Raw genomic sequence first — 14,977 nt, forward strand, 5'->3', positions numbered from 1 at the left:
TTTAAACCTTAGATTTTAACTTTCGCTAACGGACCAAACTCATTTTCATAAGCAAGTCTGTAGTTAGGCTGATTCATTAGTAAGTATTTCATTACTCTTTTCGCGTAAGCTTTTTGTGAATCAACAATCTTCTTAAAGAATGGATCTTTAGAAGAGAAATCACCTACAACTTTATCCCAACCTTTTAACTGTTCTGCTAAAATTGCATCTGAAGTTTGGTAAACGTTTACTTTGTGCTCATTCATCAATTTAGATAAATCAGCTGAGTATCTTACCAAAGCTTTAAAGTAGTTAGCGGTATTTGCTGCATACGAAGCATTTTTTAATATTGCTTGGTTTGCAGGAGATAAGCTATTAAATGTTTTTTTGTTAATAGGTATTTCAAACATCTCTTGAGATTGGTGGAAAGATCCTAAGTGATAATGCTTAGAAACATCTTGCATACCAAATTGAGAGTCTGAAGTTGGGTTGTTAAACTCAGCAGCTTCAATCAAACCAGTTTTCATTGCTGGCTGAATTTCACCACCTGGTAATTGTCTAACTACCATACCCATTGCAGTAAGAACGTTAGTTGCAAGACCAACTGTTCTATACTTCATACCTTTAACGTCACTTACTTTAGTTACGTTCTTTTTGAACCAACCAAATGGTTGAGCTGGCATAGGCATCGCAAAAACACCAACATAGTCATATCCAACTTTTGCTAATGTTTCTTCATACAATGCTCTTCCACCACCTTCTTCCATCCAAGCCATTACTTCTTGGGATGATAGACCATAAGATGGGCCAGTTCCGAAAAGAGACGCGGCAGGATTTTTTCCATACCAATAAGCAGTAACCCAGTGTCCCATATCAAGAACACCGTCACTTACAGCTTGTCCAATTTCTCCAGTTTTTACAACTGCTCCAACAGGTTGAAGATCAATTTTTAAACTTCCACCTGACATGTCTCCGACCATTTTGGCATAGTCTCCGGCCATTTCAAAAAAGATGTTAGCACCTGATGGCCATGCTGCTTGCATCTTTAATGTTTGCGGAGCACCAAAAGCAACATTTGGCATTGCTACAGCTGTTGCTGCTGCTGCACCAGTTGCTGCTGCGGCTTTGAAGAACTTTCTTCTTGAAGGAGTTTTAGAACCCTTCAATGATTTTTTATTTTTAATCATTTCTTCTCCTCTAGTTAATTAACTGTCGAGAAGTAAAACATAGTTTTATATTAGAGTCTTTCTAAAAAGAGGCACAGATTGTCACTATTTAAAGCTAATTATATTTTTTTACAATCCTGAGTAGAAATTTACTTAGATCAATTTATTATTTTGATACACACAACATTTTTCGGGAGGAAAATGTAATTTTACTTTATCATTAGCAATTTCAATTTCTCTATTGATTTTTGACTTTATTGTTAGTCGACCCATTTTTGTTGTTAATAGTTTAAAGTTTCCAAAATCTTCTATTTTTTGAATATTAACTTCTACCAAATTCTCACTTTCATCTTTTGCTACTTTTACAAATTCTGATCTAATACCTAGTTTTATATTATTATTTTTCAATTTTGATAAATTTGTATTTGTTTTTATTGTTGTGTCATTAATTTTTACACTATTGTCTGTATGTAATTGACTTTCAAATAAGTTCATTGCTGGAGAACCAATAAAATAACCAACAAAAGTAGTTTTAGGTCTTTCAAATAAATCTTTGGGAAGCCCAACCTGAACTATTTCACCTTGATCCATTACAATAATATTATCTGCAAATGTCATTGCCTCATTTTGATCATGAGTAACGTAAACCAATGTTGTTTTATATTCTTCATTAATTTCTTTTAAATTTCTTCTCAATCTAAATTTTAAGTCTGGATCAATTACTGTTAATGGTTCATCCATTAATACAGCAGCTACATCTTCCCTGACTAATCCTCTTCCTAATGAAATGAGTTGTTTTTGATCTGCTGTGAGTTTCCTTGCGGGCATGTTTAGAAATGAAGAAAGATTTAATGTTTCAGATACAGATTGAACTCTCTCTTCAATTTTATTCTTTTCAAAATCTCGACATTTTAATGGGAACGCTAAATTATCATATACTGACATTGTGTTGTAAATCACCGGAAACTGAAATACTTGCGAAATATTTCTAGTTTCAGTTTTTTGGCTAGTTACATCCTCATTATCAAACAGTATCCTGCCTTGAGTAGGCTTTATTAAGCCTGATACAATATTTAACATAGTTGTTTTTCCACAACCAGATGGTCCAAGTATTGCGTAACGTTTACCATTTTCCCATGTCATCGAAAATGGATTTAGAGCATAAGTAGGTTCTAAATCTTTTGGATTATAAGTATGTGAGATATTTGATAGATCTATTTTAGCCATTCTTAATCCTGTATGGTGATGAGATTAATTTTCCATCCTCTTCAAAAACATAAAATTTATCAGAATTGAACACAACTTTTACTTTTTCATGAATTTTAAAATTCATAACTTCTTCAATCAATGCAATAACTTTTGTACTTCCTCTTTTTAAATGTAATAATGTTTCTGACCCACTAATTTCTGCTAACTCTATTTCAAATTCCTCACCGCTATCACTAAGCTTAATTTCTGAAGATCTAATTCCAAAATTATAATTTTTATTATCTAATTGAGATAAATGTTTTGGTAATTTGATGTTGATATTTTCGAAAGTAATTTTACCATCAATTTTTAAGCCATTTATAATATTCATCGGAGGATCATTTGAAATTTCAGCAACTTTGAGGTTAATTGGATTTTCAAAAATATCTTTAGCTGGACCTGTTTGTAAAACTTTACCCTCATCAAGTACAATTACCTCTCCATTTAATTCCATAACTTCTTGTGGGTCAGTGGTTGAGTAAATTAAAATAGTCTCATTAGCCAATCCCTCATTAAATATGGTTTTAAATTCCTCTCTAAGTTGTTCACGAAGTTTATAATCAAGGTTAACAAGAGGTTCATCTAATAATAAGATTTTTGCTTTTTTCGCAAGTGATCTTGCTAATGCTACCCTTTGTTGCTGTCCTCCAGACAATTCTTGGATTTTTCTATTTTCAAAACCTACTAAACCAACCGTTTTTAAAGCATCATCAACATTCTTTTTTATATTTTCCTCATTTAATTTTCTCTGTTTAAGTGGAAATGAAATATTTTCATAAACACTCAAATGGGGGTAATTGATAAATTGCTGGTAAACCATAGCAACATTTCTTTCCCATACTGGCACTTTACTAAAATTTTTATCTTCAAAATTTATATTTCCACTATCTGGATTTAATAAACCAGCTATTGTCTTTAATAGTGTTGTTTTGCCAGACAATGTACGTCCAAGAATAGTATAAAGTCTACCTTTTTCAAAATTAAAAGAAACATCATTAAGATGATACTGATCATCAGGTTTGTAAGTTAAATGTTTTGCAACCAGGTTCATTATTTTAAGGCTCCTGATAAATTTCCTTTAGACAAATATCTTTCAACCACAAAAGCGACTATTATAAGTGGAGCCACAGATATTAAAGCAGATGCGGATAGACTCCACCAAGGCGTAATAGAAGAATTTAAAGCTACCACTTTAACTGGTAATAATTGCACTTCAGTAAAAGTTAAAATAAAAGCAAAGAAGAAGTCAATCCAACCAAATATTATACAAAACATACCAGCAACAATTAATCCAGGGATGGAGTTTGGTAAAACTACTTTATAAAAGGCTTGATAGGGATTACATCCATCAATAAGTGCAGTTTCATCTAACTCTTTTGGAACTCGGTTAAAAAAATCTACCATAATCCAAACTGCAATGGGCATTAAAAGAACTATATAAACTACTACTAGTCCTATTAAACTATCTAATAATCCTAATGTGCTTAAAAATATAAAGAAGGGAATTGATAAAACAATGGGCGGCATTATTCTTTGTGATATAAAGAAGAATGTAATATCGTTATTTCTGACAAAACCAGCTTTAAAAGTAAATCTTGATAAGGCATAAGCTGCCAAAGTTCCTAAAACTATACTTATTAAACTTGCTGTACAGGTTACAAAAAGACTATTAAAGTAAGGTTCAACAATATCCACCCCACCTCTTGCAGGTGATTTAATTAATACACGCCATCCTTCAAGTGTTGGTTCAAAATCTAACCAGGGAATGTAAGTAACCTTACTATTTACTGACTGGAAATCTTTAAAAGAAGTGGAGATAGCCCACAGAAAAGGAGCTACAATAAAAACTGTCCAGAGAGTAATAAAAGTGTATTTTAAAAATTTGTATAGTTTTTCCATTATTCTTTAATCATTAATTTTGTTAAAACCTTTGCAATGATCGTTAAACTAATGATCATTATAACTAAATACGTAAAAGAAAGAGTTGCAGCATAACCCATTTGAAACTCCCTTAAGCCTTTTATATAAATATAAAAACTTGAAGTTTCTGTTGCTGTACCTGGTCCTCCAGAAGTTAATACAAAAACTGTATCCATTATCTTTGAGGCTTCAATTAATCTAATAATAATTGCCCCTATTGATATTGGCGCCATAAGTGGAAAGGTAACATATACAAACTTTCTAAAAGGACTTGCGCCGTCTATTGCAGCGGCTAAAAAAGGTTCTTTTGGCAGAGACAATAAACCTGCAAGTAACAATAAAAACATAAATGGGGTCCACTGCCATACTTCAACAATAATTACTGTAAATTTAGCAATAACTGGATCACTGAGCCATAAAATAGGCTTTACTCCTAAGTTCCCTAAAAGATCATTAACAGGACCTAGAGATTCATGAAAAAAAGTTCTCCAAATTACTGTCATAATTACAGGAGTAGTCATCATAGGAATCAAAAATATGACTCTGAAGAATCTTTTAAATTTAATTTCTCTCCACACAATAAGTGCTAATGCAAAACCAATAGTGTATTGAAGAATAACAGTAGTAACTGATAAAAAACTAAGTCTGAAAAAAGACTCCCAAAATCTTGGGTCATCTGTAAAAAGTCTTATATAATTTGTAATTCCTATAAAATTCATTTCAGGTGTATAACTATTCCAGCCTGATAAACTTAATCTGATAGTAAAAATAATTGGAAAAATAAGTATTCCTATAAGCACAAATAAGCCAGGAAATAAAAAAACATACTTGTGCTTAAAATTCATAATTGCAATTTTTGGATTTTGTTAGTTGTGGCCGTCGTTATGACGGCCACAAAGTATTTTTTAAAGCTTGTTATCTTCCATTGCTACACCAACAGAGTAAGCTGCTCTTACATTATCTTTTCCTACTCTATTAAGTATATCTTCCCACTGCTTAGCAGCCTCGTCTAAGGCGGCTTGTGGTGATAACTGTCCAGCTAAAGCTTTTGCTGCAGCTGTAGCTAATGCAGCGTTAAACTCAAATGTACCCGGAACTCTCAAAGGGAAAACTCTATTTTTACTTTCCTCCATTTGAGCTAAGGTATCAACATATGATTGAGCAATATCTTTATCCCAACCAATTTGAGTCCAAACATCCGCTTTAAAGTCATCATTTCTAAATGGATTAACTCCGAAACGACCAATACCTATGTCGGCTTGGTGATTTGCTTCGTTTGCAAAGAAACATAAGTAATCAAAAGCCATTTCTTTCTCTTTGCTTTTCTTAGCAACACCAACTGCCCATCCCCATACGAAGAAAGGAGCTTGGTTAAATCCTTCATCCCAAGAGTTAGTAGTTCTATTCCAAACTTTCATTGCGCCTGGTAATTGAGCAGCTCCAACTTTATTGTTAATTGGGCTATCAGGTTGCATAGCAGCAACAAATGCGTCATCCCATGAAAAACTAAACAAAGTTTGTCCTCCACCAAATGATCCAATTTCATCACCCAAACCAAAGTTTATTCCTCCTGGAGGAACATATTTAGTAGCTGCAACCCAGTCGGTTAAAGCTTCCACAAAACCTGGATTGTTAATTAATGGTTTCATAGTTTTTAAATCAAAGAAAAAACCACCTGGAGTTCTAGGATTTTTTGAATAAGCGGCAGATCTTGAATAAAAAGCTGCATACATCAAATCATCTTTTTTCATAACCTCTGCAGATCCATATTCTTTCTCGCCATCACCATCCCAGTCCCAACCATTAAAGTATGCAGCCATTTCTCCATACTCTTTCCATGTTTGCGGGACTCTTAACTCTTTACCAGTATCAGCTTTATATTTTTTTTGATACTTAGGATTGTCAATTACGTCTTTTCTATATTTTAAATAATGTCTGTCACCATCAACTGGAAACTGATACATAACACCATCCCAAGATGCTATACCAATGTGAGATGGAGTAACGTCTTGCATTTGTTTCATCTCAACATATTTTTTTGGAACTGGTTCTAAGTATCTTTTCCAATCATTAATAAAGTTTGAAAATCCAAAAACTATATCATATGGAGCTTGACCTGCTTGAAATGGAACCATAGCTTTTGCATACAAATCACCAGCAGGTGTATGTGTTACATCAACTTTTGCTCCTGTAAGTTTAGCAAATTGCTCAGCATGTAAAGCTGTTGGTTCTCCCATAACTGGAACAGCATGTGTATTTATTTTAAGTGTCTTACCTTTGTAATTTTTCTTAGACATAGACTCGTAAGAACACTCGCCTGGAATATCTCCAGTAGCCTTGATATGTGGAAACTGATCGCTCCACTTATCTGCATACGCGACTGGACTAAATACCAACAAAGCTGATATAAGAGCAGTTGCGCAAGTTTTTATTGTCTTCATCTTCCTTTCCTCTCTTTTGTTATTTATGGAACTAACACTGCACGACCTTTGACTTTTCCATCATTAAGATCATGTAGCGCTTTGTTAGCATCGTCTAATTTATATTCTTGCATGGACAACTTAACCTTTCCTCTGTCAGCTAACTCCATTAATTCATATAATTCAGACCACGTTCCTACTAAATTTCCAATTATGTTTCTTTCAGATATGATTACATCAACAGCGAGTATTTTTATTTCCTCACCATAACCAACTATGTAAAAGAAACCACCGTTAGCGGTCATATTAAGACCCATTGATGTTGAACCTTTTTCTCCTACAAAATCTATAACTGCTTCAGCACCAACACCTTTTGTTATTTCCTTAACTTTTTCAACCTCGTTTCCATCAATAATTACGCCATGATCTCCTCCGAGTTCCATTGCGTGTTTTAAAGCTTTTTCAGATTTTTCAACGATAATAATATCTGCTGCACACATTGCTTTTAAACATTGAATTGCGATATGCCCTAAACCTCCAGCACCTATCACCACACAACTTTGACCAGGAAGTAAGTGTCTTGTCGCTTTTTTAACAACTCTATAAGCTGTTAAGCCCGCATCAGAAAAAGGAGCCACGTCTTTGGGAGCTAAGACTTTTGGCAATTTAATCAAGTTTCTAACACTTGTTTTTAAAAGTTCTGAATATCCACCTTCTTTAATACTTAATCCCGGAAATGCACCTGCTGCTGCATGCATATCATTGCCTCTTCTACAATCTAAACAGGTTCCATCTGTTCCTGAAATTAAAGGGTGCAAAATTACTGGATCCCCTTTTTTAAATTCTGTTACATCTTTTCCGACATCTTCTATCCAGCCTGCATTTTCATGACCCATAACGCAAGGAAGTAATTTTCCATCCGGGTCTTGAATATGTTTCCACACACCTTCAATAATATGTAAATCTGTTCTGCAAACCCCAGCTGCACCAATTTTTACTATTACATCACTGGCTTTCTCTATTTTTGGATTTGGTAACTCTTCACCTGTGACCCAAACTTTTTCTTTCATCTCTGGGTCATACTTGTGCAAAACCTGTGCTTTCATTTCTTTTTCTCCCTATATTTTTTTTAAAAAGCCTATTAAAAAATCGAAGTCCACTGGAGTCAATGGTGCTTTTAAGTGTTCAATAAGTTTACAAATACAACCTACGGTTAGTTGTTGAATATGATATTTTTAATTATCTTTGAAAAATGAGCAATTTATCAGCGATAAATAATGAGTTTAAAAGTATTTTAAAAAAAAGGGGAATGATGTCCTATAAAATGGGCAAAGACATTTCCGATAGTTGGTCTAGATGTATTGCTAAAGGACTTAATCCATTTAAAGATCCAAGACAAAGCATAATTTCTTCAATAGAATTAAATGAAATCAAAGAAAAAAATAAGGCTCTTAGAAAAATAGTTCTCCCAGAATTGGAGCTTTTATACTCACAAATTGCTGGAACTAATTTTATGGTCGCATATTCAGATGAGAATGGGTTAGTGCTTGATACAATATATGACAAAACTTGTCTTAAAACCGACGTAGGTAAAACTGTAATACCTGGATCAATTTGGGCTGAAAAAGTCTGTGGCACTAACGGTTTGGGATTATCTGTAGAATTAAAAAAACCAACAATAGTCTCTGGTAAAGAACATTTTTTTACAGCACATGAAAATATATCTTGTTTCGCAAGTCCAATAATTAATTATGATGGTAAGACTATAGGAATTATAGATGCTTCAACTGACTATATGTCTAGAGAGCAGCATACTCTAGCTTTAGTAAAACTTGCAACCAGAAGTATCGAAACAAAATTATTTTTAAAAAAGTTTGAAAATGAATTAATTTTATCATTTCATCCTCGACAAGAATATTTATCAACCACAAGTGTTGGTTTATTAGCTGTTAATGGAGATGGTCTGATAGTAGGTGCAAATAGTAATGCAAAAATTATGCTTAATGGATTAGTAGATTTAAAAAACGAAAATTTTAATAAAATTTTTACTAATTCATTTTCATCTATTGCATTAGATTTATTAAATAATAAAACATTAAAAATAACCGATCATTTAGGCTCGTCTGTTTTTGTAGTCAAAAGTCAAATTTTTAAGGAAAACAAATTTGTTGAAACAAAAAAAGAAAGAAAAATGAGAACTTGTAAAAATTGTGAAGATACAAAAATCAAAAGGGAGAAATGTACTTTAATTAGATCAACATTTAATGAAACAAATAATATCTCTGCAACTTCAAGAAAATTAGGCGTTTCTAGAACGACAATTTATAAACACTTACAATAAATTTATTTAATCAATTGGATAGTCCCAAGCATTACCACCTATAACTTTAGAAATCGCTGAAAAATCTTTAGTATCATTTCCTTCTTTACAAAATTGATCATAAATTTCTAAAGCCATTTTTCCTAATGGTGTTTCAGCATTTACACTTTTTGCGCAATCATTTGCAAGTTTAAGATCTTTATTCATCATTCCTGCAGAGAAACCTGGACGATAATTGTTGTTTGAAGGCGTACCATCAATTAAACCAGGTAAAGGTGGGTAAACAGAAATTGGCCAACTGTTACCAGACGCATTTTTCATGATTTCATGAACTTTTTTGATATCTATATTTAATCTTTTCGCTAACATTAATGACTCTGAAGCAGCAATCATTGCAATACCCAGAGCCATATTGTTGCAAATTTTGGCACCATTCCCGCTACCTAAATCACCTGCGTGAAATATATTTTTTCCCATAATTTTTAATAAAGGAAGAGCTTTTTCATATGCTTTTTTTGATCCACCAACCATTATATTTAAAGTTGCTTTTTGGGCTCCCATTACTCCACCACTAACTGGCGCATCAATCATTTCTATTCCTTTTTCTGAAGCTTTTTTTCCAATTTCAATAGAAGTTTGAATATCAATTGTTGAGCAATCAATTAATAGACAGTTTTTTGAAACTTTATTTATTATTCCACTTTCTCCTAAATAAACATCCTTAGAATGCTTACCTTCTGGAAGCATAGTAATAACTGTTTCAACATCAGTTGTAATTAGATCATCTAAATTTTCGATTATTTCAAGATTTCTATCTTTTGCAATCCCAAGCATTTTTTTTGAGACATCAAAAACTTTTACAGATTTACCTCCCTTCATTAAATTTACAGCCATTGGACAACCCATGTTGCCAACGCCAATGAAAGCTATCGATTGAGACATTTTAATTTACTTTATTGATACAGTTTCCAGTTCTAAAAAACTCATCAAGATTATCAATTGCTAAATTTCCCATTGCAATTCTTGTATCCTTAGTTGCACTCCCAAGATGAGGTAAAACAAAAGCACTTGGGATTTTTAAATAACCAGGATTTAAATTTGGTTCATTTTTATAAACATCTAATCCTGCTGCATAAATTTTTCTTCTATTCAATGCATCAATTAAAGCTTCATCATCTACTATATCGCCTCTTGCAACATTAGTTATCACAGCACCTTTAGGAAAATACTCAACAGTTTCTTTATTTATTAAGTTCTCTGTTTCTTTTGTGGCAGGACAACAAATTGATAAAACATCTGAGACAGAAAAAAGACTTTTTATACTATCATGATATGTTGCACCTTGTTCTTTATCTTCACTTAATTTTGAACGATTATGATAATGAATGATCATACCTAAAGATTTTGCAATTTTTGCAATTTTTTGGCCGATACGACCCATGCCCAAAATTCCTAATCTTGTTCCAGTTAATTGTTTTCCAATTAAATAGTCAGCAGACCATTTCCATCCACCCTCTCTTGCAGATTCTATTCCCTCGGAAGCTCTTCTGCATGCTCCAAGAATTAATAAAATTCCAATCTCTGCTGTAGCATCTGATAAAACTTCTGGTGTATTTGTTACTGTTATACCTTTATTTTTTGCTGCTTCTAAATCAATGTTTCCAAATCCTACTGCAAAATTAGAAATTATTTTAATTGTATCTGGTAATTGATTGATTGTTTCTGCATCTAATTTTTCAGTTAGTGATGATAATATTCCATCAAATCCTTGACTCATTTCAATAATTTTTTTTTGTGAATAAAGTTCATCATTAGTATTAAATTTGGCATCAAATAAATTAGATGCTTTTTCTTCACTTTCTCTTATCAAGCGTCTTGTAATTAAAACTTTTTTCATAATTTCTATTTTAAAATTTCAGGTTTTGGTCCACCTGTGTACCAATCTAAAACTTCAATTGTATGTAATATTGGAACTTTAGTACCATGAGCGATTTGGGTAATACAACCAATATTTCCAGTAGAAATAAAATCTGGATTTAAACTTTCAATATTATTTACTTTTTTCTTCAATAATTGTTTTGCAATTTTTGATTGCAATATGTTGTAAGTACCAGCTGATCCACAACATATATGTCCTTCAGGAATTTCCATAATTTCATTGTTAGTTTTCTCAAGTAATGAAACAGGCTGAAAATGAACTTTTTGACCATGCTGCATTGAACACGCGGAGTGATAAGCTACTTTATATTTTTTTCCTTTATCTTTAATATTAAGTTTTAAACTTTCAAATATGTATTCCGATATATCTTTTGTAAGCTCTGATATTACTTTGGCTTTTTTACTTAATTCTTTATCTTCACGAAAAATAAATCCATAATCTTTCATTGTTGTTCCACAACCTGATGTATTTGACAAAATTGCATCTAAATTTCCTTTTTGATGCTCCTCATACCAAGTGTTTATATTGTTTTTAAAATCTTGATGTGCATCCTCCTCTTTTCCAAGATGATGATTTAAAGATCCACAACAACGAATTTTTTTTGGAACAACTACTTCTACGCCGTGTCTGTTTAATAGCCTGATTGTTGCTTCATTAATTTGAGGAGATATTTCTTTTTGTACACATCCTGTTAAAAGAGCAACTCTAGCAATTTTTTTTTTAGTAGAGGGTTTGTAAATTTCTTTAATTGGTAAGCTTTTTTTAGGAAATTTTGTAGGCATTAACTCGATCATATCCTTAATTTTTGAAGGCATTAAGAATTTAAATGGCTTCGATAATTTTACTAATAAACTTGATAATCTAAAAACTTTTGTATTTGGAAGAGTGATTGATAAAAAATATCTTATTAACTTATCAAAGAATGATCTTTGATAATTTTTTTCAATATATTTTTTTCCGTGGTCAATTATGTGCATATAATTTACACCAGCTGGGCAAGTAGTCATGCAACTATAACATGAGAGACATCGATCAATATGCTTTACTACTTTTTCAGTCGGCTTCCTATTATTTTCTAACATATCTTTAATAAGATATATACGTCCTCTAGGTCCATCAAGCTCATCACCCAAAAGTTGATGAGTAGGGCATGTGGCATTACACATTCCACAATGCACACATTTTTTAAAAACTTTTTCGTTTGCAAAATTGTCTGGATCTCTAAGCTGTTCTTCAGTAAATTTTGTTTGCATTAAACACCTCTATACATTTTACCTGGGTTTAAAATTCTTTTTGGATCAAAACTTTGTTTTACTTTTTCAGAAATCATCAAACGTACTTTATCAACGGTAAAAATAGGTTCACCATAATCATATTCGGATGAAGTTTTAATAACTGTCAAATAACCTCCAAAATCGTTTGCCATTTTTTTTAAATCTTTAATCTTTTCCTCTTTTTTACTATTAACTTCAATCCAGAATAACGACCCACACCAATCAATAAAATAATTATGATTATTTTCCAAATATTTGCATAATTTTGAACCATTCCCTGGCGGTATCACCATTCGTATTAAATTGTGTTCGGTACTTTCGAATACCTCTAAATTATTTATTTTTTCCCAAAATGGTTCTGATTGATAAACATCAAGAATAGAAATATCTGAATTGTTTAATTCAAGTTCTTTTTTTAAATTATTAATTTTTTCCTCAATTGAAATTTTATCTCCCTCAACTCTAAATGCCACAAACGAAACTTTTGATTTAAGATCATTAAACTTAAAAACATTATTTCTTTTAGCTGAAAATTCTTTATCATTTGATTGCTCTGGAATAAAGACAGCACCAGAAATTTCACTACTTGAACTAGATAATTTATTAAACAAATCATAAATTTGATCAAAATTATTAGGATAAATTATTACAGTTTTAGAAGAATCTTTCTTTGGTAGTACCTTTAATGTAATTTCAGTCAAAGCAACAAGTGTACCAAACGAACCAGCTATAAGTTTCGATAAATCATAACCCGTAACATTTTTAACGACAGTACCTCCTGATTTAATTATATCTCCTTTTCCATTAACTCCTTTAAAACCTAGGACATGATCTCGTACACTTCCAACTTTAAATCTTCGTGAACCTGCATAATTACATGATAAGTATCCTGCTATCGTTCCTTTATTTGATTTGCCATCTTTAATATACCCGAAGTCTATTGGTTCAAAAGCTAGCTCCTGACTATTTTCACTTAAGACCTTCTCGATTTCATTAATTGGTGTGCAGGCTTTTACTTTAATATACAATTCTTCAGGTCTATAGTCGATGATACCAGAAATTTTAGACAAAGAAGTAGTGTTAGCCGATTGAGTTTTGTTTCCAATAAAGCTTTTTGAATTATTACCGATAATTTCTGTTGGAGAATCTTGTTTATATAGTTCCCGAATTAAATCTGAAACTTCAACTTCATCTTTGGGGTAATATACGTTATTAGAATCTTGGAAGATCTGGGAATTTATCTTTATTTTTATGGACATGAACCCTTCCTTCCTCTGCACATTTTCTAAGTATAGGATAAACTTTTCCAGGATTTAATAGATTTTTTTCATCTAATGATTTTTTAATACTCAGTTGTTGTTGTATATCGTTATCATTAAACATTTCACACATAAGTTCTCTTTTTTCTATACCAACACCATGCTCACCTGTAATCACTCCACCAAGTCTTACACATGTTTTTAATATCTCGGAACCAAATTCCTCGGTTTTTCTAAGTTGTTCTTTATCATTTCCATCAAACATAATAAGTGGATGTAAATTTCCATCACCTGCATGAAAACAATTTGCAACCGGTAATTCATATTTTTCTGATAATTTTTTAATTTCTAATAATGCTTCAGCAAGCTTACCTCTTGGAATAGATCCATCCATACAATAATAATCAGGGGCCATAGCTCCACAAGCTGGAAAAGCAGCTTTTCTTCCAGCCCAGAAAGAAAGTCTTTCTTTCTCACTATTGCTAAGTTTAAGACTAGAACAATTATTTTTTTTGCAGATAGCTTCTACTTTTCTAATTAATTCATTAACCTCTGATTCTGTTCCATCTAGTTCTACTATTAATAATAATTCCGCATCTCTTGGATATCCCGCTTTACTAAAATTATCTGTTGCCTCAATTAAAGCTTTATCCATTATTTCCATTCCTGCTGGCACTATTCCACTTGAAATAATTTCTGAAGCAGCATCTCCTCCTTCTTTTATAGATGGAAAGCCTATTAAAGCCGCTCTTACCACATCAGGTGTTTTCAAAATTTTAACTGTTACTTCTGTAACAACTCCCAATAAACCTTCTGATCCACAAATTAAACCCATAAGATCATATCCCTCTTGATCAAAAGACTTTCCTCCAAATCTACAAACGGTTCCATCCATCATTACCATCTGTACGCCAAGAATATTGTTTGTAGTCGTTCCATACTTTAGTGAATGAACTCCACCAGAATTTTCAGCAACATTTCCACCTATAGAACATGCTAACTGGCTAGAAGGATCTGGTGCATAATAAAACCCTTTGTGTTGAACTGCATGAGTAATTCCAAGATTTGTTACTCCAGGCTGTGTTACTACGCATTTATTTTTATAATCAATTTCAAGTATTTTATTGAATTTTCCTAGACCAAGAAGAATAGCATCTTGAAGGGGTAATGCGCCTCCAGATAAGCCTGTGCCTGCACCTCTTGGAACTACTTTTATGTTTTCACTATAACAATATTTTAATATCTCACTTACCTCATCAGTATTTTCTGGAAGTACTACTGCTAAAGGTGTTTGCGTATAAACTGACAGAGCATCAGTTTCATAAGGTCTCAATTCATCAGCTTCACTTAGAACATTTTCTTTATCTGTTAACTTTGATAGATTTTTTACTATCTCACTTTTTCTATTTAAAATAGAGCTATCAATTTTTGGTAAAGCTAATTCAGACATAG

Annotated in this window: 13 protein-coding genes; 1 reads left to right on the forward strand and 12 read right to left on the reverse strand. The window is 32.3% G+C overall.

The features are described 5' to 3' along the window. Positions 1 to 8 precede the first annotated feature (8 nt). From ACTT9Y_RS02920 to ACTT9Y_RS02950, 7 genes are all read right to left on the reverse strand, one after another. Positions 9 to 1,166, reverse strand: coding sequence for a TRAP transporter substrate-binding protein (locus tag ACTT9Y_RS02920; RefSeq protein WP_440925806.1), 1,158 nt, complete (start codon positions 1,164 to 1,166; stop codon positions 9 to 11). 132 nt (positions 1,167 to 1,298) lie between these two features. Next, complete coding sequence (locus ACTT9Y_RS02925) at positions 1,299 to 2,372, reverse strand: ABC transporter ATP-binding protein (protein ID WP_440932932.1); 1,074 nt, start codon at positions 2,370 to 2,372, stop codon at positions 1,299 to 1,301. Then, the gene (locus ACTT9Y_RS02930; protein WP_440932933.1) at positions 2,365 to 3,444 is read right to left on the reverse strand and encodes an ABC transporter ATP-binding protein; all 1,080 of its coding nucleotides are present in this window, start codon (positions 3,442 to 3,444) and stop codon (positions 2,365 to 2,367) included. The genes ACTT9Y_RS02925 and ACTT9Y_RS02930 overlap by 8 nt, the downstream gene beginning before the upstream one ends. Next, positions 3,444 to 4,292 (reverse strand): carbohydrate ABC transporter permease, encoded by an 849-nt coding sequence (locus tag ACTT9Y_RS02935; protein ID WP_440932934.1) that lies wholly within the window; start codon positions 4,290 to 4,292, stop codon positions 3,444 to 3,446. Before ACTT9Y_RS02935 ends, ACTT9Y_RS02930 begins: the two co-directional genes overlap by 1 nt. After that, entirely contained in the window at positions 4,292 to 5,158 is an 867-nt protein-coding gene (locus ACTT9Y_RS02940; RefSeq protein ID WP_440932935.1) for a carbohydrate ABC transporter permease, read from the reverse strand. Before ACTT9Y_RS02940 ends, ACTT9Y_RS02935 begins: the two co-directional genes overlap by 1 nt. 60 nt (positions 5,159 to 5,218) lie before the next feature. Further along, positions 5,219 to 6,754 carry an ABC transporter substrate-binding protein gene (locus tag ACTT9Y_RS02945; protein WP_440932936.1) on the reverse strand — a complete coding sequence of 512 codons (1,536 nt, stop codon included), beginning with the start codon at positions 6,752 to 6,754 and terminating at the stop codon, positions 5,219 to 5,221. Positions 6,755 to 6,777: 23 nt separating this feature from the next. Continuing rightward, complete coding sequence (locus ACTT9Y_RS02950; protein WP_440932937.1) at positions 6,778 to 7,839, reverse strand: NAD(P)-dependent alcohol dehydrogenase; 1,062 nt, start codon at positions 7,837 to 7,839, stop codon at positions 6,778 to 6,780. 146 nt (positions 7,840 to 7,985) lie between these two features. On the opposite strand from ACTT9Y_RS02950, the gene ACTT9Y_RS02955 reads away from it, so the two are divergent. Then, complete coding sequence (locus ACTT9Y_RS02955) at positions 7,986 to 9,074, forward strand: GAF domain-containing protein (RefSeq protein ID WP_440932938.1); 1,089 nt, start codon at positions 7,986 to 7,988, stop codon at positions 9,072 to 9,074. A gap of 6 nt (positions 9,075 to 9,080) precedes the next feature. Here the strand turns inward: ACTT9Y_RS02955 and mmsB are convergent, their stop codons facing one another. The 5 genes from mmsB to ACTT9Y_RS02980 are packed head-to-tail and all read right to left on the reverse strand — an operon-like array spanning position 9,081 to position 14,975. Then, the gene (mmsB, locus tag ACTT9Y_RS02960) at positions 9,081 to 9,995 is read right to left on the reverse strand and encodes a 3-hydroxyisobutyrate dehydrogenase (protein WP_440932939.1); all 915 of its coding nucleotides are present in this window, start codon (positions 9,993 to 9,995) and stop codon (positions 9,081 to 9,083) included. A 1-nt stretch (position 9,996) separates the two neighbouring features. Then, on the reverse strand, positions 9,997 to 10,950 hold the full coding sequence (locus ACTT9Y_RS02965) for a 2-hydroxyacid dehydrogenase (protein ID WP_440932940.1): 954 nt from the start codon (positions 10,948 to 10,950) through the stop codon (positions 9,997 to 9,999). Between the two features lie 5 nt (positions 10,951 to 10,955). Further along, positions 10,956 to 12,245, reverse strand: coding sequence for a glycolate oxidase subunit GlcF (glcF, locus tag ACTT9Y_RS02970; protein WP_440932941.1), 1,290 nt, complete (start codon positions 12,243 to 12,245; stop codon positions 10,956 to 10,958). Beyond that, positions 12,245 to 13,525, reverse strand: coding sequence for an FAD-binding protein (locus ACTT9Y_RS02975; protein ID WP_440932942.1), 1,281 nt, complete (start codon positions 13,523 to 13,525; stop codon positions 12,245 to 12,247). Before ACTT9Y_RS02975 ends, glcF begins: the two co-directional genes overlap by 1 nt. Beyond that, the gene (locus ACTT9Y_RS02980) at positions 13,479 to 14,975 is read right to left on the reverse strand and encodes an FAD-linked oxidase C-terminal domain-containing protein (RefSeq protein ID WP_440932943.1); all 1,497 of its coding nucleotides are present in this window, start codon (positions 14,973 to 14,975) and stop codon (positions 13,479 to 13,481) included. Before ACTT9Y_RS02980 ends, ACTT9Y_RS02975 begins: the two co-directional genes overlap by 47 nt. Positions 14,976 to 14,977 lie beyond the last annotated feature (2 nt).

It is taken from the genome of Candidatus Pelagibacter sp. (genome assembly GCF_052049995.1).
Classification (GTDB): Bacteria; Pseudomonadota; Alphaproteobacteria; order Pelagibacterales; family Pelagibacteraceae; genus Pelagibacter.

Bases quoted from the DNA above. Each gene is read 5' to 3' on its own strand.
- ACTT9Y_RS02920 (WP_440925806.1), bottom strand. From the start codon at position 1,166: ATGATTAAAAATAAAAAATCATTGAAGGGTTCTAAAACTCCTTCAAGA.
- ACTT9Y_RS02925 (WP_440932932.1), bottom strand. From the start codon at position 2,372: ATGGCTAAAATAGATCTATCAAATATCTCACATACTTATAATCCAAAA.
- ACTT9Y_RS02930 (WP_440932933.1), bottom strand. From the start codon at position 3,444: ATGAACCTGGTTGCAAAACATTTAACTTACAAACCTGATGATCAGTAT.
- ACTT9Y_RS02935 (WP_440932934.1), bottom strand. From the start codon at position 4,292: ATGGAAAAACTATACAAATTTTTAAAATACACTTTTATTACTCTCTGG.
- ACTT9Y_RS02940 (WP_440932935.1), bottom strand. From the start codon at position 5,158: ATGAATTTTAAGCACAAGTATGTTTTTTTATTTCCTGGCTTATTTGTG.
- ACTT9Y_RS02945 (WP_440932936.1), bottom strand. From the start codon at position 6,754: ATGAAGACAATAAAAACTTGCGCAACTGCTCTTATATCAGCTTTGTTG.
- ACTT9Y_RS02950 (WP_440932937.1), bottom strand. From the start codon at position 7,839: ATGAAAGCACAGGTTTTGCACAAGTATGACCCAGAGATGAAAGAAAAA.
- ACTT9Y_RS02955 (WP_440932938.1), top strand. From the start codon at position 7,986: ATGAGCAATTTATCAGCGATAAATAATGAGTTTAAAAGTATTTTAAAA.
- mmsB (WP_440932939.1), bottom strand. From the start codon at position 9,995: ATGTCTCAATCGATAGCTTTCATTGGCGTTGGCAACATGGGTTGTCCA.
- ACTT9Y_RS02965 (WP_440932940.1), bottom strand. From the start codon at position 10,950: ATGAAAAAAGTTTTAATTACAAGACGCTTGATAAGAGAAAGTGAAGAA.
- glcF (WP_440932941.1), bottom strand. From the start codon at position 12,245: ATGCAAACAAAATTTACTGAAGAACAGCTTAGAGATCCAGACAATTTT.
- ACTT9Y_RS02975 (WP_440932942.1), bottom strand. From the start codon at position 13,525: ATGTCCATAAAAATAAAGATAAATTCCCAGATCTTCCAAGATTCTAAT.
- ACTT9Y_RS02980 (WP_440932943.1), bottom strand. From the start codon at position 14,975: ATGTCTGAATTAGCTTTACCAAAAATTGATAGCTCTATTTTAAATAGA.